Annotated in this window: 16 protein-coding genes, 1 tRNA gene and 1 pseudogene; 7 read left to right on the top strand and 11 right to left on the bottom strand. The window is 38.0% G+C overall.

The genetic code is table 11. From position 1 onward, the window contains the following. Positions 1–156: 156 nt before the first annotated feature. Positions 157–918 carry a phycobilisome rod-core linker polypeptide gene (locus I8748_RS27460; protein WP_198127679.1) on the top strand — a complete coding sequence of 254 codons (762 nt, stop codon included), beginning with the start codon at positions 157–159 and terminating at the stop codon, positions 916–918. A 266-nt stretch (positions 919–1,184) separates the two neighbouring features. On the opposite strand, the gene I8748_RS27455 is transcribed toward I8748_RS27460, so the two are convergent. From I8748_RS27455 to I8748_RS27440, 3 genes and pseudogenes are all read right to left on the bottom strand, one after another. Continuing rightward, positions 1,185–1,604 carry a helix-turn-helix domain-containing protein gene (locus I8748_RS27455; protein ID WP_198127678.1) on the bottom strand — a complete coding sequence of 140 codons (420 nt, stop codon included), beginning with the start codon at positions 1,602–1,604 and terminating at the stop codon, positions 1,185–1,187. A 516-nt stretch (positions 1,605–2,120) separates the two neighbouring features. Beyond that, positions 2,121–3,082 (bottom strand): annotated as a pseudogene (locus tag I8748_RS35425) (alpha-xenorhabdolysin family binary toxin subunit B). 354 nt (positions 3,083–3,436) lie between these two features. After that, a complete protein-coding gene (locus tag I8748_RS27440; RefSeq protein WP_198127675.1) occupies positions 3,437–3,613 on the bottom strand; it encodes a hypothetical protein in 177 nt (58 codons plus the stop codon). A gap of 145 nt (positions 3,614–3,758) precedes the next feature. Here I8748_RS27440 and I8748_RS27435 point away from each other — a divergent pair, with 145 nt between their 5' ends. Both I8748_RS27435 and I8748_RS27430 read left to right on the top strand, forming a co-directional pair. Beyond that, complete coding sequence (locus I8748_RS27435) at positions 3,759–4,175, top strand: XisH family protein (RefSeq protein ID WP_198127674.1); 417 nt, start codon at positions 3,759–3,761, stop codon at positions 4,173–4,175. After that, a complete protein-coding gene (locus tag I8748_RS27430; RefSeq protein WP_198127673.1) occupies positions 4,163–4,498 on the top strand; it encodes a XisI protein in 336 nt (111 codons plus the stop codon). The genes I8748_RS27435 and I8748_RS27430 overlap by 13 nt, the downstream gene beginning before the upstream one ends. 286 nt (positions 4,499–4,784) lie before the next feature. Here the strand turns inward: I8748_RS27430 and I8748_RS27420 are convergent, their stop codons facing one another. The 5 genes from I8748_RS27420 to I8748_RS27400 all read right to left on the bottom strand — a co-directional run bounded on the left by I8748_RS27420 (position 4,785) and on the right by I8748_RS27400 (position 8,556). Beyond that, positions 4,785–5,816, bottom strand: coding sequence for an alpha-xenorhabdolysin family binary toxin subunit B (locus I8748_RS27420; protein WP_198127671.1), 1,032 nt, complete (start codon positions 5,814–5,816; stop codon positions 4,785–4,787). Positions 5,817–5,972: 156 nt separating this feature from the next. Further along, positions 5,973–6,302 carry a hypothetical protein gene (locus I8748_RS27415; RefSeq protein WP_198127670.1) on the bottom strand — a complete coding sequence of 110 codons (330 nt, stop codon included), beginning with the start codon at positions 6,300–6,302 and terminating at the stop codon, positions 5,973–5,975. 4 nt (positions 6,303–6,306) lie between these two features. Next, positions 6,307–7,188, bottom strand: coding sequence for an alpha-xenorhabdolysin family binary toxin subunit A (locus tag I8748_RS27410; protein ID WP_198127669.1), 882 nt, complete (start codon positions 7,186–7,188; stop codon positions 6,307–6,309). Positions 7,189–7,359: 171 nt separating this feature from the next. Further along, positions 7,360–7,905: an alpha-xenorhabdolysin family binary toxin subunit A gene (locus I8748_RS27405; RefSeq protein ID WP_198127682.1), complete on the bottom strand. Its 546-nt coding sequence runs from the start codon at positions 7,903–7,905 to the stop codon at positions 7,360–7,362. Continuing rightward, entirely contained in the window at positions 7,906–8,556 is a 651-nt protein-coding gene (locus I8748_RS27400; protein ID WP_198127668.1) for a hypothetical protein, read from the bottom strand. Between the two features lie 208 nt (positions 8,557–8,764). Between I8748_RS27400 and I8748_RS27395 the strand changes: the two genes are divergently transcribed. Beyond that, positions 8,765–8,926, top strand: a complete 162-nt coding sequence (locus I8748_RS27395) for a hypothetical protein (RefSeq protein WP_198127667.1) — start codon at positions 8,765–8,767, stop codon at positions 8,924–8,926. Here I8748_RS27395 and I8748_RS27390 read toward each other — a convergent pair. Beyond that, positions 8,920–12,375 (bottom strand): WD40 domain-containing protein, encoded by a 3,456-nt coding sequence (locus I8748_RS27390; RefSeq protein WP_198127666.1) that lies wholly within the window; start codon positions 12,373–12,375, stop codon positions 8,920–8,922. The two genes, I8748_RS27395 and I8748_RS27390, sit on opposite strands and share 7 nt — an antisense overlap. A 791-nt stretch (positions 12,376–13,166) precedes the next feature. On the opposite strand from I8748_RS27390, the gene I8748_RS27385 reads away from it, so the two are divergent. Continuing rightward, positions 13,167–14,639 (top strand): bifunctional metallophosphatase/5'-nucleotidase, encoded by a 1,473-nt coding sequence (locus tag I8748_RS27385; RefSeq protein ID WP_198127665.1) that lies wholly within the window; start codon positions 13,167–13,169, stop codon positions 14,637–14,639. Positions 14,640–14,708: 69 nt separating this feature from the next. On the opposite strand, the gene I8748_RS27380 is transcribed toward I8748_RS27385, so the two are convergent. Continuing rightward, complete coding sequence (locus I8748_RS27380; RefSeq protein ID WP_198127664.1) at positions 14,709–16,067, bottom strand: AAA-like domain-containing protein; 1,359 nt, start codon at positions 16,065–16,067, stop codon at positions 14,709–14,711. Positions 16,068–16,455: 388 nt separating this feature from the next. On the opposite strand from I8748_RS27380, the gene radC reads away from it, so the two are divergent. Next, positions 16,456–17,187, top strand: coding sequence for a RadC family protein (gene radC, locus I8748_RS27370; RefSeq protein ID WP_198127663.1), 732 nt, complete (start codon positions 16,456–16,458; stop codon positions 17,185–17,187). Positions 17,188–17,315: 128 nt separating this feature from the next. Next, positions 17,316–17,387 (top strand) — tRNA-Val (locus I8748_RS27365). A 65-nt stretch (positions 17,388–17,452) separates the two neighbouring features. Here the strand turns inward: I8748_RS27365 and I8748_RS27360 are convergent. Continuing rightward, a partial coding sequence (locus I8748_RS27360) for a circadian clock KaiB family protein (protein WP_198127662.1) occupies positions 17,453–18,059 on the bottom strand: 607 nt, incomplete at its 5' end.

Here is an 18,059-nt window from a genome sequence, read left to right as displayed (position 1 = left end):
CCCCAATCCCCAATCCCCAATCCCCACACAATGAAAATGAAAATCAAATTAACATATGTAACGCTTCATTAAACTAAATCGAATAAAAGTCCCTCATAACCTTATGATTGTGGTTAATTATCCAAAATATTTGTAAAGAAAGGAAGTTTTTTTGGCGTGGCAATTCCTCTTTTAGAATATTCCCCATCCTCTCAAAATCAGCGTGTTGAAGGGTACGAGGTTCCAGGTGATGAGCAACCCAGGATCTACTCTTCACAAAACCTGCTTTCTATTTCGGAAGTGGACGAGTTGATTGAAGCGGCATATCGTCAAATTTTCTTCTATGCTTTTGCTGCTGATCGTGAAATTTACCTAGAGTCTCAACTCCGCAATGGTCAAATCACCGTCAGAGACTTTATTCGTGGCTTGCTGCTGTCCAATACCTACAAGCGTAGTTTCTACGATCTCAACAGCAACTATCGCTTTGTTGAGCAAACAGTACAGCGAGTCCTTGGCCGTGAGGTTTACAACGAGCGGGAAAAAATTGCTTGGTCTATTGTCGTTGCGACAAAAGGTTACAAAGGCTTTTTCGATGACTTGCTCAACAGCGACGAATACTTAGAAGCTTTTGGGTACGATACAGTTCCTTACCAACGTCGTCGAGTTTTACCTGGACGTGCAGAAGGTGAACTGCCTTTCAACATCAAGTCTCCCCGCTACGATGAATACTATCGTGGCAAATTAGGCTTCCCACAAGTCATCTGGCAAACCGTCGTTAAAAGCTATATTCCTCAAGACAAGCAGCCGAAAGCAGGCGATCCAGCTCTATATCTCAACTTGGCGAAGAGCATTAACCCACAAGGTAACCAACCTCAACAGCTCTCAGCACAAAACGTTGATTTTCTAAATGCTGTACCTTATCGCAAAATACAGGGATAATTTAGTTGCTCCCTGCTAGTTCATAAGGACATTAAAGAATTTGAAGCTTGGAAGTAGGGAATCGATGAATTCTTACATCCAAGCTTCAATAATTATTTGCGTCAATTGTTAGTTGTCAGTTGTGAGCCAGCGCGGTCTTGGGGGTTCCCCCCATGAACGACTGGCGTTAGCGCAGCGTTAGCGACGCAGGAGCGTCACCCGTAAGGGTCAGTTGTCAGTTGTCAGTTGTTAAGTGATATCGACTACTGACTAATGACTCAAGATAATCAAGCACTTTCTTCATCCTTCGAGTGAAAACCTAGCTCCATCAAGGCTTTACGGATTTTGGCTTTAGAAGGACGGATTTTCGGGGGAGTTAATCCCATTTCTCTAGCAGTCTCAAACATTTCTCTCATCAGCATATCTAGAGAGTTATCATTGGCATCTTCTGGAAGCTTTTCAATTCTTCCTTCGTAAGCTAGCGTGTAAAGCTCTAGATGATGCATGTCCATGACTCTAGCCAGCTTCCTCAAAGTTTCAGGCGTGGGACAGGTTCCTTTAAAGCAAGCTCCTCTCAGCCTGGGTTGAGGAATTCCAGATAACTCCGCCAGACGGTTCATACTAATACCCTGTTCTTCCAGATATTGAAGAATTAACCGTCCCAACGGGGAGCAATCTTCATATTTTATTTGTAACCTTGCTGGCATTATTCAGTATCAAAAGGATACGGTTATCTATAGGGTAAGGTGTAGAACAATTAATTTGCAATAACTCAATTACTTTGTGTTTTAATTTCGTGACTTATTCCATAATATAGCAAAGTGCTGAGTGCTGTAGACGCTTATGCACAAAGCCGCAGTCTAGAGGCACTGTGCTATTGCGCTTTGACAACAAACGTACATGTAGTGTTGCTGAGGATAAACCCAGTTGCTACCCTAGGGAAAGTCGCTTTGTGTGTACATTGCTATAGCAATCAACACTGTCTTAACCTATGCGACTACGGTTGTAGCTCTTAAAAGGGAATAGGGAACGGGCAACAGGCAACAGTTCAATACCCCCTAATTAAAATTAGGGGATTTGTAAATGACGGACATATTGAAACTCGTTGCAAGCAATCTCGTTTTAAATATTTAATTTTTTTTGGTCATCTTTATATTGACAGTTGTAATAATTTTTGTAGTCTTTTTAGTGATTTTAATAATTTCGATAAAACACCGTAATCACTATAGATTTTTCGTATCTTTGTGATAAAATGTGTGATCGCATTCGTTGATTGACTCCTGAATTCTATTTAGATATTTCAGCATTTCAGCCAATAGCTGCTTAATTTCTGTGTACACTGTTGCTTGAATTTTGCTTAAACTATCTAATTTAGTGTAAAATAATCTGAAAGATCTAACAATTTTTTCGACTTCCTCAACATAAATACTTCTTTCATTACTAATACTACTCATCTTTGATGTATCGCTTAATTGATCTTCAAGCTCTTGAAGTGTTATATTGTTGGTTCGTATATCTTCATCAATATTATTAATTTTATTTTCCAGATCATCTATATACTCAGTTAATTTCACATATTGCAAACCAGTACTTAGTTTTTTAAATTTTTTTTATAAATATGAATACCTTCTTTTAGGGCTAAATTTTTTGGTTGAGTTAAATCTAATTTATCTATATATTTATCAGTTGGTAATTTATCTTTAAAGATATCAAACAGGTTTATCTCTCTCATGATTTCAAGGCTCTGAATAAGTGTTTCTCTCTCCTCGATCAGTTTTTGCTTTTTGTTTTCTTTTTGACCAATAGCATTGATGATTTTTTCTTTTTGCCTTTCTATTTCAGCTATAACATCTACAAGGCGTTCTTTAATGAGAGTGTTTTTAATATAAAATAATTGTCTAGATAAAATACTTTCTTTTGTTTCACATAAAATTCTAATATTGATAATTTCACTACTCAATAGGTTTGTTTTTTCTTGTTCTGCTTTCAGAAGCAATTGTCTATACTCTTGACTAATATTTGGATTCTGTAGTTCAGCTAATATCTCTTGTATAGTATCCAAATAGGAATCTATAATTTGATTATTTAACTCAGCTATTATTTGTACATTGTAATTTTCAATAGTACTGCTCAATTCAGGAATTAATGAACTCAACCGTTCACACCTCAGTTGTATATCCAGCATAAAATGAGTTTTAAAACTCCCAGTCATAGTAATAATATTGTTTGTACTTTCTTTTAATATATTTATGTTTGGTAAAATGAAACCATCCAAATCAGAAGGCATTGATAAGGTTTCTAGAAATTTCATTCTGGTAATTCTGTAGACTGTTGAGTGTCTATCTATTATTTAGTTCTTTAGCTGAATAAGAAATAGATAAAATTGGTATGTTTGTGCATGGTTATATTGCTATTAGCCAAAAATGCATAATAAACTTTTTTTGTCAATAACCTAAATTGGTATCTTTGGTAAATTAATTCCCCAACTCCAGCTAAAGGTTGGTTTCAAGAGGCGCGATGACGAATTACAGATACTAGGTCAGCACGCCGATGATGAAAATGGATGAAACGCCTTGATGTGTGTACAATTGCCGTATTTTTTTGAGAAAGGATGCGATCGCTCTTTTGATTTTCCGGCTATATCATCAAGCGATAAGCGATCGCACCTTCTCACCTTTGAACCTAATTCATACAGAATTGCTCTGAATAACTTCATTTGCATGGGCTGAAGTTGGCTTTGTATTGCGAAAAAAAGTGAGGCTGGGGGCATTACTGCTTCCCAGTCCGCAGGGTTTTATCTCGATCTACTGAGCTTTCCTATAAAATAAATTTAATTATAATCAGGATGAAGAGCATCTACGATGGCTAAAGATGTTTTCCATCAACAGGTTAAAAATGCATTAATTAAAGACGGATGGACTATCACCCATGACCCTCTGACCATTCGCATTAGCGAAGCGGTAAAATTACAAATTGATTTGGCAGCAGAAAGTGCGATCGCCGCAGAACGAGACTCAGAAAAAATTGCTGTAGAAATTAAAAGCTTTGTTGGGGACTCAGATATTAGCGCATTTCATACTGCTTTGGGTCAATATCTTAACTATTGCCAAGCACTTGAAGAACAAGAACCAGACCGAATTGTTTACTTAGCTATTCCCTGGGAAACCTATGAGGATTTTTTTCAGCTTTCCTTCATCCAACGCACTCTGAGACGTTACCAAGTCAAATTGATGATTTACGATCCTAAACTGGAGGAGATTAAGCAATGGATAAAATAGAACGCTATCGACAATTGATAAAGCAAATTTTAACTGAACATGCCCAAATAGGAACTACCAGCGATACGGTGAAGGCCGAGTTAATATTTGACAGCGAACATGACCATTATCAACTTGCTTATGTGGGTTGGCAAGGAGATAAGCGTGTATTTGGCCCTGTTATGCACTTTGATATTCAAGATGGCAAAATTTGGATTCAATATAACGGTACTGAAGATTTAGTTGCTGAAAGGTTGCTGGAGATGGGCGTACCCTCTTCAGATATCGTCTTGGGTTTTCATTCCGCTTTTAAACGTCAATTTACCCGTTATGCGGTTGGTTAAAGACGCATAAAGCTAAATTATAAGCGATTGTCCCCAAGGCATACGCTTCGTGAACGCACTTTGGACGTGTTTTGAGATTTGTGAGGTAATGCTCACCCATCAAACTCCATCAATGCGATCGCCCTTTTCTCTTCATCAAAAAGCGATCGCACTCCCTCACCCATTAAAGCCAATTCATACCGGATTGCTCTGATAACTTCATTTGCATCGGCTGAAGTTGGCTTTGTGTTGCTTTCAAAAGTTAGGTTGGCGGCAATTACCGATGGGTGAGAGAATAGAAAAGGTACTACAAACTAACAATCTGGTTCAGATAATTAAGCATTTCAGTAAATAGCTGCTTAATTTCTGTGTACACTGTTGCTTGAATTTTGCTGAGACTATCTAATCTACAGTAAAAGAATCTGAAAGATCTGATAATTTTTGCAACTTCCTCAACATAAATACTTCTTTGATCACTAATAGTGATCATCTTTGATGTATCCCTTAATTCATCTTCAAACTCTTGAAGTCTTCTGTTTTCGGCTCTTATCTCTTCTCCAATCTCACTAATTCTATTTGTCAGGTCATCTTTATGATCAGCTAATTTCGCATATTCCAAACCATTACTTATATTTTCAAAAAGCTTTCTGTAAAGACGAATACCTTCTTGAAGTGCTGCCTTTTTTGGTTGAGTTAAGTCTAATTTCTCTATATCTTGGTCAGTTGGTAACATATCTTTAAAAATATCAAACAAATTTTCCTCTCTCATTATGTCAAGGCTATCAATCACAACTTTTCTTTCGTCAATCAGTTCTTGCTTCCTATTTTCTTTTTGACTAATAGTATTTATTAGCTCTGTTTTTTGTCTTTCTTTTTCGGTAATTACATCTCCCAGCCGTTCTTTAATTAGGATATCTGTAATAGCATGTAATTTAGAAGAGAAACGTTTTTCTTTTTCTTCAACTAGAATTCTAATATTTGTGATTTCACGATTCAATAGATTTTTTAGTTCTTGTTCTCCTTCTTGAAGGGCTAGTCTATCCTCTTCACTTAAATCTGGCTTTTGTAGTTCAACTAATATCTCCTGTATTTCATTCAAGTAAGAATCTATACTTTGATTACCTAACTCAGCTCTTATTTGTGCATTATCATCTTGAATAATGAGACTCAATTCGGAGACTAATGTACTCAACCGTTTGCACTTAATTTGGAGATCTTGTATAAAATTAGTGTTAAAACTCAGAGCCACAGTATTAATATTTTTCTTACTTTCTTTTAATGTATTTACGTTTGGTAAAACGAAACCGTTTAAATCAGAATAAATTGATAAGGTTTGCATAATTGTCCTTTTGCTAATCTTGTGAAATGTTGACTATTGGCTGTTGATTTACTGGAGGTTAAGTGCATTTTCACTATTATTGGAATAACTAGCTATAGTTCAAATGCACTTGTTTTTTTTATGAATAGTTATCTTCCAATGATTAATAATTATCTTCTAAATTAGTGGTTTTGAAATGCTTGTTTCTAGCTTTTTGTATTCTTCTAATGCTTTATTAAATAGCTGAGCTAACTGAATAGTTAAATCTTCCACTTTTCTCCAGGGATTGATAACTTTCTCAAATTGAATTTTAAAAGTCGATAGTTTTGTACCTTCTTTGATATTTGCTAATTCTTTCGCTGAAGTGTCTATTTTAGAATAAATATTATTCCAAACTTCCTGCAAGTTAGCAGCTGCTTGTTCAGCATCTAATAAACTTATATTTATATTTGCAAAATTATCATTCACCTTTTCTACTGCTTTTTTTAGTTTATTTGATGCGGACAATTGTTCAGTTAATGCTTTTTTTTTCTGCTACTGCCTTATTTTTGTTTTTCCTTGCTTCTTCAGCTTTGCTACCGTAAATTCCTCCTGTAATCGCTACTCCTATGAGGCCTCCTGCAAGACCGCTAAAGGCTAGTCCGACGTATTTATCGTAATCTTTTTCCAGTTGTTCAATTTCTTTTCTTTTGTCCTCAATTTGTTGAGCTAAGTCCTGAATTTGTTCATCTAGTTTATTATCCTTGATTAGCCCTATTTTACGGCTGAGGCTAGGCTGTAAGATATTTCCTATTTCTTCCTTGAAATCTGTGATTTTGTTTTTTAAACTTAATGCATCTGTTTTTCTTGTCTCAACTTCTGATTTCAAATCTGCTAGCCAAACTACTAACTCTGTAGCAATTTCATTATCCGTTGGATCAAAGTCAAATAGCATTCCAGGCGGTATAACTCCGATCTCCTCTATCTTCTTCTTCATTCTTTCTGTAACTGGCATCTCATCTATATATTGAATAATCTCATCTCCTACGAGGATAATATTAGATGAAAATGTTTCTAGCTCTCTGCTTTGGGTTAATATTGCAGCTTCAATGCCATTCCATTTGCTGACATTGGTCTTAATACCTCTGAAAAGTTCCTGAATATCCTTTGGTTCTAATCCAGCTATACCAATTGCATCATAGCCTAAGTAAGATTTTACCTCTGCCAATATTTCAGGCAAAGCAAAGCCATACTTTACATACAATTTAATATTAATAACATCTTCTTGAGTCAGTATCATCCCTCCGCTTCGTTCAACTTCGGGATATGTACCTAGTGCTATCTGTACATAGGTAGAAATAATTTCTTCGTTCTGAATAGTTTGCTTTTGTTCAATAGTTTGGTTGAGAACCATAGTTTTAGCGCTCCTCTTTTGTTTGCTCAAACTCTTAGTGTGTAATATTCCTAGAAAAACCAATCAACTAGAAGAGTATTTTCTTCAAATACAACATATTGTTATGCACACTTTTTTAGCTTGAATCAAAGAAATTCAAACACATAAATTTTAGTTTTTTTTACATTAAATTTAGTTTGGTACACCGAATTGGGTTATTCCTGCACCTTCATCGTATGATTCCAATACTTGAGAAATTAGGTTGACTAGTTGAATGATGGAATCTTTGGCGTTCTCCCAAGGATTGATAACTTTTAGAAATTGAGTTTTAAAAGTCATCAATTTTGTACCTTCTTTGATATTTGCTAAGGTATTAGCTGAAGTTTCTATTTGATAATAAATATTATCCCAAACTACCTGTAAGTCGTCAGATGCACTTTCAGAATCTAATAAAGTTATACTTACAAGTGCCAATTTATCACTTACTCTCTCTACAGATCTTCTTAGTTGATCTTTTTCGTTTAATTGTTGATTTAATATATCTTTTTCCACTATCAGCTGATTCATTCTTCTCCTTGCTTCTTCAGCTTTGGAGCTATAAATTCCTTGTGTAATTGCTAATCCTATGGGGCCTCCTACAAGCCCGCTAAAAGCTAGTCCTTTAAAATGTTCGTAATCTCTTTGCAGTTGTTCAATTTCTCTTGCTTTTTGTACAATTTGTTCATATAATTCCTGAATTTATGCATTGAGGCTATTATTTCTGATTAGATCTCTTTTACGTCTAATGCTAGGCTCTAAAACATCTGATATTTCTTGGTTGAAATCCGTAATTTTGTTTTTTAAGTTTAGTGTTTCTCTTCTTCTGGTTTCAACTTCTGATTTCAAATCTTCTAACCAACTTACTAACTCTGTAGCGACCTCATTATCCATTGAATTAAAATCAAATAGCATTCCAGGCGGTATAACTCCGTTCTCCTCTATCTTCTTCATTCTTTGAATAACTGGCATGTTATCTATACATTTAATAATGTCATTTCCTACAGTAATAATATTAGGTGAAAATGTTTCTATATCTCTGTTTTGGGTTAATAGTCCAGCTTCAATACCATCCCATTTGCTGACATTGATCTTAATTTTCCTAAAAAGCTCTTGTATATCCCTAGGTTCTAATCCGGCTATACCAATTGTTCTATAGCCTAAATATTTTTCTACCTCATGTAATCTATCAGGCAAACCAAAACCAAATTCTACATAAAATTTAATTGTAAGTAGATCTTCTACAGTTAGTAAAATCCCTCCGCTTCGTTTAACTTCGGGGTGTATACCTAGCGCTACCTCTGCATAAGTAGAAATAATTTCTTCATTATCAATAATTTTATTTTGAACCATGAGTTTAAGTAAATTAATAATTTTTTGTTCTAACTGATAAAGCTTTTTTGGTTTACCGCATATCTATTATTCAGTTTTTTAGCTGAACTAGAAATAGATAAAGTTGGTATTTTTTATGTAAAGTTATGTTACTGAGAGGTGCGGATCTCACAATGTTTTAGTATCGTCAATATACTAAATTGATGAATTACAGCTAAAAGTTGGTTATTTGAGGCACGATGAGGAAAATGCCCGTAACGCTGTAATCGGTATACAGTTGGCGTATTTTATAGATAAAGGTGCGATCGCTCAAACACGCCTGCGATCGCACCCCTTACCCTCAAAGCTAATTAATCCCAAAAGTCGGAAGTCAAAAGCGAATAACTATTGACAAAGTTGCCTGTCGCCTTCTTCCACCTCTGCGTTAGTCCGCAGATAATCGCATACCCAGTTACAGCCATATTCCAGCAAGTCAAGTTTGAGGATGCGCGGTAAATTCCAGATTACAAGAGTGTTATCTTCACCTACAGAAGCTAAAAAACTGCCATCAGGTGCGATCGCTAAATTCCAAACTGAAGCACTATGACCGAGTAAAGTAGTAATCAACTGCCCTTCTCGACTCCAGAGTTTAACGGTTGTGTCCATTCCGCAGGAAGCAAAAAATTGACCGTCGCTACTCCAAGCAATCTTAGACACTACACCGTTATGTCCGACAAAGGTTTGAGTCGATTGACTCTCAACTCCATGTTTTGAATTAGATTTCCACAGCTTAATCGTGCTATCACCACTACAGGAAGCAACTAACTGACCATCAGCACTAAAAGCAACATGATTAACACTTGCATCATTTTCAGCAAGAGTTGTCAATAATCTGCCCTCTCGATGCCAAACTCTAATTTGATTTAAATTACCACTGGAGGCGATGAACTGACCGTCAGGACTAAAGGCAACACATGAAACCATCTCTTCTTGTCCAGTGAGAGTATTGTGTAATATGCCATCTCGACTCCAAAGTCTGACCTTACCATCGCCATAACCAGAAGCAATCAGTTTGCCATCAGGACTAAAGGCAAGGCTAAAGGCTAATCCTGCTTCTGCTGACAGTGTTTTTAGAAGTTCAGCCTTGTCCCAGTTTCCATCCCCACACCGCCAGAGTTTAACAATACTATCGTTGCTTCCCGTTGCTAAGATTTCTCCATCAGGACTAAAAGCAACACTAAACATGGATGCCTCGTGTTGCAAGGTTTTTAGTAATGTGCCATCGCGCTGCCAAAGTTTGACAGTGTAATCTAAACTAGCAGTGGCGATAGTGGAACTATCTGGACTGATGGCAACACCGAAAATTGCCGCACTATGAGCATTTACAGTAGTTTTGAGGTCATGAGTGGGTTTCCACATGCGGATGATGCGATCAGACCCAGCAGAAATAAAATAACTTCCATCTGGGCTGTAGGCAATTGTTCGCACGGTTGAACGATGCGCTTTAAGGGTACTCAGTTCTGTTCCCTCAACACTCCAAATTTTGACAGTTTTATCTCCACTGACAGTGACAAGAGTTTTTCCGTCAGGACTAAAAGCAACGTTCCATACTGCTGCACTATGTCCGGTTATTGTTGTGATGAGCGTACCATCAAGATGCCACAATTTAATAGTAGTATCTTGACTGGCAGAAGCGAGAATTTGTCCGTTAGGACTGAGAACTAATGTGCTGATTCCGGCTTGATGTGCCACCCATTTTTTAAGCAGTGTACCATTCTCCTGCCAGAGGTAAATGATGTTCTCTGCCTGTGTAATTATCAGTTGACTGTCAGGAACAAAAATAATATTTGCAGCTTGGTTTGGATGTTTGAATGAGCCGAGCAAAATCCCATCCAGACTCCATAAATTTACCACACCATCATCGTGTCCTGAAGCAACAATTTGACCATTTAGGTTGAAGTTGACAACGGGAGTCCTAGTAGAATAGTTGGCTATAATTTTGGGTGTATTTTCATCCAGTCGCCACAGTTTCACATTGCCATCATTATGTCCTGAAACTATCATTTGACCGTCAGGACTGAATTTAACTGACCAAACTGTCACAGATTCATTTTGCAAGGTTTTAAGTAAAGTGCCGTCTCGTTGCCAAAGTTTGATCGCGCCATCCATTCCTGCTGAGACAATCAACTTACTATTGGTACTGATATCAACACTCCAAATGTCGGCAGTGTGTCCTGTCAAATGATTACATTCGGTTGTGTCATAAACCGCCTGTCGCAAGGCATGATCAATTTTTTGTTCTAATTCGGGTTCAACTGAATCTAATTGTTGTAACTTTTGCTTGGCTTTAATGGCTTGAACTAATGCTTCTAAACCTTGATGGGAGGCATAGAGGGCTTCCGAAGCACTGGCGATCGCTTTAATTTCACTGAGTCTAGATTGTTGTAAGGCAGCAATATTGGCATTGAGCAAGAATTGTTGGATTCTCGCGGCTTTTTGTTCTTGCACAAGTCTGGCTTCTACTTCTTTAACACGTTCTGCCTCTAAGCGCAATTCCACTTCTTTTCTGTCTACTTCTTGAGAGGCATTAAAGAATAAATAATCTAAATCACTCAAACTTTTTCCCTGCGCCCAAAGTTGGGCATCTTTAAGTGCTTGTCCGCGCAATAATCGCGATTCATCTTTTTGCCCAGAAGCTACCCAAGCATCAAATGTTTGGGAGTAAGGACGCAACGCCGCTAATTGTTTTTCAACCCATTGCAGATTAAATACTTGTTGATAGATGCGATTTTTTACCTTTAATATTCCCTCGTGTCTAACTACTAAGCCACTGAGTAACAATTCAATCAGTTCTCGACTATCATCACTTTTTATTTCAATTTCTTGCAAAACTTTTTGATAAATGCCTAGAATTCTACCAGCTCGCTGACCATTACGTTGAATGCGATCACGAACGGTTCTCAGGTGTTCCGGTTCATCCTGCGATTCCCAACGCTCAATAATGCGAGTTTTGACCAAGTTGTCAATCCACAACGATTCTGTACCCGATGGAATATAATCTAAGCGATCGTTGCCCATTGTCCGCTGACTCAATTGTACGACTAAATGACACAACTTCTGAGTCAGAAACGGTTGTCCAGCTGTCCAGTTTAAAATCGCCTTCACAACCGATGCAGGCTGTTTTACTGTCTTTTCTAGCCCTTGAATTAAGGGAGTCACTTCGTCCCACTCAAACCCTTTTAAGTCTATTGCTTGCCCAATATTAAACGGTGTCTTGGTTCTATCTCGAATCAAATCCGAGGGAGTTGCTACCCCAAAAATCGCAAAGGTAATGCGTTGATATTCTGGGTTAATTGCCCGTTGATTGTAGCAGAAGCGAATTAGGGCAAAAAAATCATCAATCGAAAAGTTAAGCCCCAGCAAACTGTCGATTTCATCGACAAAGATAAACAACCGTTGTTGGGGAAACTGCACTAATAGCAATTCCTCAATAAACCACCGCAGCCGTTGCAGTAAACCGAGATCGTTGCGTTCAAGCCACCAAGTTTTCAGGTTCAAGGTTTCCAGTAGCCCCAACTGTCGCCATAAATCACCCACAAATCCCTTGTACCATTGCAATGGAGTAATTTGTTCGCTTCCCACCACACTCAAATCCACCGCAGCGCAGTGAAAGCCTTCTTTTTCAAGGCGATGCTTGGTTCGCACCAGCAGTGAAGATTTACCCATTTGTCGGGAGTTGAGGACATAACAGAACTCTCCTCGTTTCAAGGCTTCATAAAGTTGCGAGTCGGCTTGCCGCTGTACATAACTAGGTGCATCAATGGCTAAACTACCGCCGAGTTGATAACTATATTGGATCATAAAAGGTTGATTATTACAGTCAGTTATTTTAAAGGTAAAGTAGCTGTAATTATTAAGAATAATCAAGCTCTATAATAGTTTTTGAGCAATTCCAAAAACTACGTAATATTGTTTTATTAGATAAAGTTTAAATCACTGCAACTTTTTATTTTAACATTGATAGCAAAATTTTTCACAACTCAAATATACCTGGATCAAGACAAATCTTGAATGTCCATATCTCAGTAATGTTGTTATAGGACTCATATTTGATTTTTAAGAAATACGTAGGGTGCGTTATAACGAAGTTTAACGCACTAAAACCTGAATCTGGTACGCGATTCCTACGGCATAACTTAGATTTTTTCAGTAATCAAATTGGATTCCTATATTATTAATAGACTTCTTGCATAAATCAAAAAAAAGAACCCCACCCCGCCTTTGACTTACGTCAAAGTCTACCCCTCCTTGCTTGCGGGGAGGGCCTGGGGGTGGGGTGTTAGGGACTTTTGCAAGAAGTCTAATAAATATTTATAAACTCCCATATCAATTATCATACTTTTCTTACTTTTCCCACTTTTTACTTTTCTTAACTTTGAAAACAAAAACTTTATTAAAAGATTAATTTTTATCAAAATTGGCTTTAATATTCTAGTTTGATAAAAATTAGATTATTCTTATATGAGATGAAATTGTAGCAATTTTTAACTTTAAATTTCGTCCTCAATTCAACATGATTGTCAGTTGATAAAAGGTGCTGCTATTGACTTTAACAAATACTACTAAAAAATTCTAGTCAAAGGTAAAAGACTATGACACTCACAGAACGCTTTAAAAGTTTCACAATCTTACATTCCAATGATATGCATGGAGACTTTCTGGCAGAAGCTACGGGTCTTGCAGAAGGTCATGTGATTGGTGGAATGTCTCTACTCTCAGGATATATTAATAAAGTGCGCCAGGAGGAGAAAAATGTAATTTTTGTCATTTCTGGTGACATGCTTCAAGGCTCTACGATTGATTCGGAATATAAAGGTCTTTCAACTATAGAAATTATGAATTACCTAGCTCCTGACGTAGTGACTTTGGGGAATCACGAATTAGATTATGGGTTGTCGCACTTACTTTTTCTGGAAAAAATGGCAAATTTTCCCATTGTGAATGCCAACTTGTATATCAAAAAGTATAACAAAAGGTTGATGAATCCCTACGTAATTCTCAATGTAGATGGATTCGATATTATGTTTATCGGGATTGTCACAGAAGAAGCTCTGAGGTCATTAAAACGTGACCAAAGTATTGGTACATTCATAAGTCTTGAAGATGCCGTCTCAGAAGTTGGAAAAATTTGCAATGCCTACAAAAATGAGGACATTGACCTAACAGTTTTGATGACACACATCGGTTTTGAAGAAGATAAAAAACTAGCGGCGTTGTTAGATCCAGAATGGGGTGTGGATATGATAATTGGGGGACACTCCCATACATTCTTAGAACAACCTGCCCAAGTTAACAATATTTTGATTGCACAAGCCGGAGTTGGTACAGACCAGATTGGACGTTTCGATATTATAGTGGATGATGATACCAACAGCATTGTTAAATGGAAGTGGCAGCTTCTTCCTGTGGATAGTAATCTGGCAAAGCCAGATCCCGAAATCGAAAAACTGATTGCTACCTTCAAAGAAGAGGTAGATCGCAAATATAATCGAGTGCTTGGAAGATTAGCACGTAGATTGACCCATCCTAAGCGTGAAGAAGAAACTGATTTGGGTAACTTAATCGCTGATATTTTTGCCCAAAAAGATATGTTAGATGTAGTGTTTGTATCCAGTGGTTCAATACGTGGAAAGGAATTAGGGCCTCTAGTTACATTGAGCGATTTGAAAACAGTTTTTCCTTATGATGATACTCTTTATAAATTTAGAGTTACTGGGGCACATTTGATCAAGATATTTACATATATCATGAGACCGGAAAACAGAATAGCTGGTCAAAGTGAGTATTTTCAGGTAAACAAGGGTATTAAAGCAGTTTACAGTGATGTCCTGCATAGGCTTGAATCCTTAAGCATTAATGGACAATCCATACAAAACGATAATCAATACACAATCTGTATAGATCGCTATCGTTACCAAAATTCTGAAGCGTATCTAGGTATAACACATGAAGAATTAGGCACTTCAAAGGTAATCACAACATCTAGGCAAGATGTTCTAGAAGAATACTTAAGCCATCATCAAAATATTGACAGCCATATCGAAGGAAGATTGGTTTACATTTAGAGAGATTTTAAACTTTTGCTCTACAGGTTCTACCTGTGTAGCCACAATTGGCGATTAAGAGACATCCTCTTAAAAAAGATACCATTCGCGAAAGTACTCTCGATATAGCTCACAGCTAACAATTGCTAGACTATCAATCAGATGCACCAAACCTAAACTTTTTAACTTAAACGCCACCTCAATTTCTAATTGGACTGGAGCTTTTAAAACCTTTTGAAAAGCGTCACCTAATTTAGGATATTGTTGGAGGTTCCACAACTGATATTGAAGATGTTGTTGATAGATTCCAGTATTGCTCGTAGCATCTTGCAGTAACGTTTGTACAGGAATCTTCAAGCAGACACTTTGATACAAAGCTAGTCGAATTAAATAGGGAAAACCACTAGTAAGCTTCATTAATTGCTCAAGTTCATCCTTTGTGAGTTGAAGTCTGTGACGTTCGGCTAAATCCTGTACCTGTTCTGGGCTAAAAGTCGGTAGTTCCATCGCCAATCCCACATTAAACGGAGAGCGATGGGTGGGTAAGGGAATGTAAACTTCAACTGCATGAGCCATCACAATTCGTAACTTCTGCCAAACTGAAATTTCTTTTGTTTCCTCATACCAGGAACGCAACAAAACGAAAAAATCACTAGCGAGTTCTGGGTACTCAAACAATTGGTCTACGCCATCTAGTGCTAAAACCATAGGGTTAGAGAGTTCCTTGAGGAGATAGCCCTGAAAATAAATCGTGCTGTTAATCAAGGCTCCCATATCCTCGTCCCAGTAGTCATTTATTCTAGATTCCAAACCTAACTGCTGAGTGACATTTCTGCAAAACCAGCGTAAAAAGCGATCGCTCGAAGCAAACACCTGTATTCCGGCGTGATGTAAGCTGAGTCGCACTTTGTGGTAATTCTGACTGCTCCCATAATCCAGAATTCGTGCAATTAGGGAAGTCTTCCCCATCTTCCGAGGTGCTTGAATGCGAATGAAAGTGTGGGGTTGGAGAATTTCCTGATAACAGATTTGTTCGATGGTCGGTCGCTCAATGTACAGACAAGAACCGATGGGAACTGATCCTTCTGGAGATTCTAGAACATAGCGTTTCCTGGGAATGCTTGCAGTCAGCATTGCTGTTGTCTCGGTCGTCTCAGGATTATCGTCAGGAGCTAATTTTTCTAACCGTTGTTCTAGCAGCGATCGCAGATTCGTCTTATTAACTTTTTCACCAAGCGCCTGTGAAAGTAAGTTCCATAGTCTAGGCGCAACTGTGAACTTAATGTAGCTTTCAGAGTACTTATTTTCTTCAGCTAGTTTAGCGTAAGTTTTTTTGCTTTCAAGTAAAGATTCTCGCAGGATTACCTTGTGAATATAGCTGAGTAAAAACCCTGTTTCCGTAGTCACTAACTGGAGCGCAAATTCAACAAGTTCTTCAACGTTTCTCATTCAAGTAACAAGTTGCTAGGCTGGAATATTCAAGGCTTCATAGACTCTGAGCCATTGCTTGTGTTGGCAAGTTAATCCTTGAGCGTCTGTAAAGCAGGCTCCTTTGACACGGAAACTAGAGAAATCACAATCCATTAGCTGAGTATCTTTAAAGTTGGCGTGTATCACATCAGTATCAACAAGATCGATTTGACCTGTATTCTACCAGCTTGCATTCTGCCACAAATCAACCTTCGTCAAATCAACATTTTTTATTTTTGATAATTTTCTACACAAAACAGAAAATCGGCAGAAATTAAAGATTTTCTCAAAAATAGATGATTATGAGAGCAAACAAGGGTTAACTAAAGATAGTTCCATCTTTGGTGACTATTTTTGTAGTGGTTCTATGACTTATTGCCTCAGAATTGCCGACATACCTACAAATGAGCGTCCGCGTGAACGGTTAATGACCCACGGGCCAAAAATCTTAGCTACAGCCGAGTTAATTGCCATTCTTCTAGGGACTGGTCAAGGGCCGGGAAAACTCTCAGCCGTGGGTTTAGGACAATATCTGTTGCAAGAGTTGAGCAAACACCAGCGTGATCCCTTGGCAGTTCTGCGAGAAGTTACCCCTGCTGAGTTAATGCAGATTCCCGGTATTGGCCCGGCGAAAGCCACAAGTATTTTAGCAGCGGTTGAATTAGGTAAACGTGCTTTTCAATCTCGTCCTTCAGACCTGACACTAATAGAGAGTCCACAAGCTGCTGCCGCCGCACTCAGTCATGATTTAATGTGGCAGACTAAAGAACGTTTTGCTGTAGTGCTTTTAGATGTGAAGAATCGCCTGCTGGGAACACAGGTGATTAGTATTGGCACAGCTACCGAAACTTTAGCATCTCCGCGTGAAATTTTTCGGGAAGTCATTCGCCAAGGAGCAACACGAGTCATAGTTGCCCACAATCATCCTTCAGGTAATTTGGAACCTAGCCAAGAAGATATTGAACTAACACGCCAATTGTTAGCAGGGGCGAAGTTTTTGGAAATTCCGCTATTAGATCATCTGATTTTAGGTAATGGCAACCACCAAAGTTTGCGTGAAGTAACAACCTTGTGGGATGAATATCCTCAAGGCGATTAAGTGTTGAAAATGGGAATGGGGAGTTTGAAGTTAGCTGTCAATTGTCAGTTGTCAGTTGTTATTCTCCCTCATCTCCCCTGCTCAAGAGCTTGCCTTTCAATGCAAAATATATTATCCTAAAGCCTCACGGGCGATTAGCACAGGGGTAGCGCGTTCCCTTCACACGGGAGAGGCCACTGGTTCAAATCCAGTATCGCCCATTCAAAAGTTCCAAAAAATATCCGGCGTTACTGAATCAAGTAATGATTTTTTTATACTTTAAATATTAAATTTTTTCTGTAGCACCTAACATCTGTAAAATCTTTTCTGCATTGTCCAAATCTCCAACAATGCGCCGAATGGGATGAGGCCAAACCTTGACTAGTGTGGGGGTTGCAGAAACTTGGTCAATTTCTGCTTGTTCTGGATTTCTTAAAACGTCGATAACTTTCATAGTGTAAGGATACCCTAGCGATCGCTCTAACAGTTCGTGCAAATTATGCAAGATACGTTCAGTATTAGCGCTATGCCCTGCCACAAATAAGCGTAAGACATAGCATTGTGTCTTTAGTTGTACCTTGTTTGCTGCTATGACTGGTGGATGGTACTTTGGTGCAGGTTCAGAAAGTTCTAAGTTGACGATTAAGTCGTGGTCTTCCCAAAGTTGGGGAAATGATGAACGATAAGTACTTAATACCATGCGATCGCACAACCCTTCTTGCCAAGGGCCTGTTTGCCAAACTAGCTCATTTGTACCAAAAATTGCATTCAGCAGAGCTTGATATCGTATGACTGCTGGATAAGCTTCTGCAAAAGTTCGCACTTGGTTGGTATGTGGATCTAACCAGTGGTCAATTGTTGCCGTGTAGCAAGGCACTAAAAAGTGAGGCGGT

The sequence above is a fragment of the Amazonocrinis nigriterrae CENA67 genome (assembly GCF_016056305.1).
GTDB classification, from domain to species: domain Bacteria; phylum Cyanobacteriota; class Cyanobacteriia; order Cyanobacteriales; family Nostocaceae; genus Amazonocrinis; species Amazonocrinis nigriterrae.
This window is presented reverse-complemented; position numbering and strand designations above follow the sequence as displayed.

Coding starts and splice junctions, on each gene's coding strand:
- I8748_RS27455 (WP_198127678.1), bottom strand. CDS start 1,604: ATGCCAGCAAGGTTACAAATAAAATATGAAGATTGCTCCCCGTTGGGA.
- I8748_RS27440 (WP_198127675.1), bottom strand. CDS start 3,613: ATGAAGTTATTCAGAGCAATTCTGTATGAATTAGGTTCAAAGGTGAGA.
- I8748_RS27435 (WP_198127674.1), top strand. CDS start 3,759: ATGGCTAAAGATGTTTTCCATCAACAGGTTAAAAATGCATTAATTAAA.
- I8748_RS27430 (WP_198127673.1), top strand. CDS start 4,163: ATGGATAAAATAGAACGCTATCGACAATTGATAAAGCAAATTTTAACT.
- I8748_RS27420 (WP_198127671.1), bottom strand. CDS start 5,816: ATGCAAACCTTATCAATTTATTCTGATTTAAACGGTTTCGTTTTACCA.
- I8748_RS27410 (WP_198127669.1), bottom strand. CDS start 7,188: ATGGTTCTCAACCAAACTATTGAACAAAAGCAAACTATTCAGAACGAA.
- I8748_RS27400 (WP_198127668.1), bottom strand. CDS start 8,556: ATGGTTCAAAATAAAATTATTGATAATGAAGAAATTATTTCTACTTAT.
- I8748_RS27390 (WP_198127666.1), bottom strand. CDS start 12,375: ATGATCCAATATAGTTATCAACTCGGCGGTAGTTTAGCCATTGATGCA.
- I8748_RS27385 (WP_198127665.1), top strand. CDS start 13,167: ATGACACTCACAGAACGCTTTAAAAGTTTCACAATCTTACATTCCAAT.
- I8748_RS27380 (WP_198127664.1), bottom strand. CDS start 16,067: ATGAGAAACGTTGAAGAACTTGTTGAATTTGCGCTCCAGTTAGTGACT.
- radC (WP_198127663.1), top strand. CDS start 16,456: ATGACTTATTGCCTCAGAATTGCCGACATACCTACAAATGAGCGTCCG.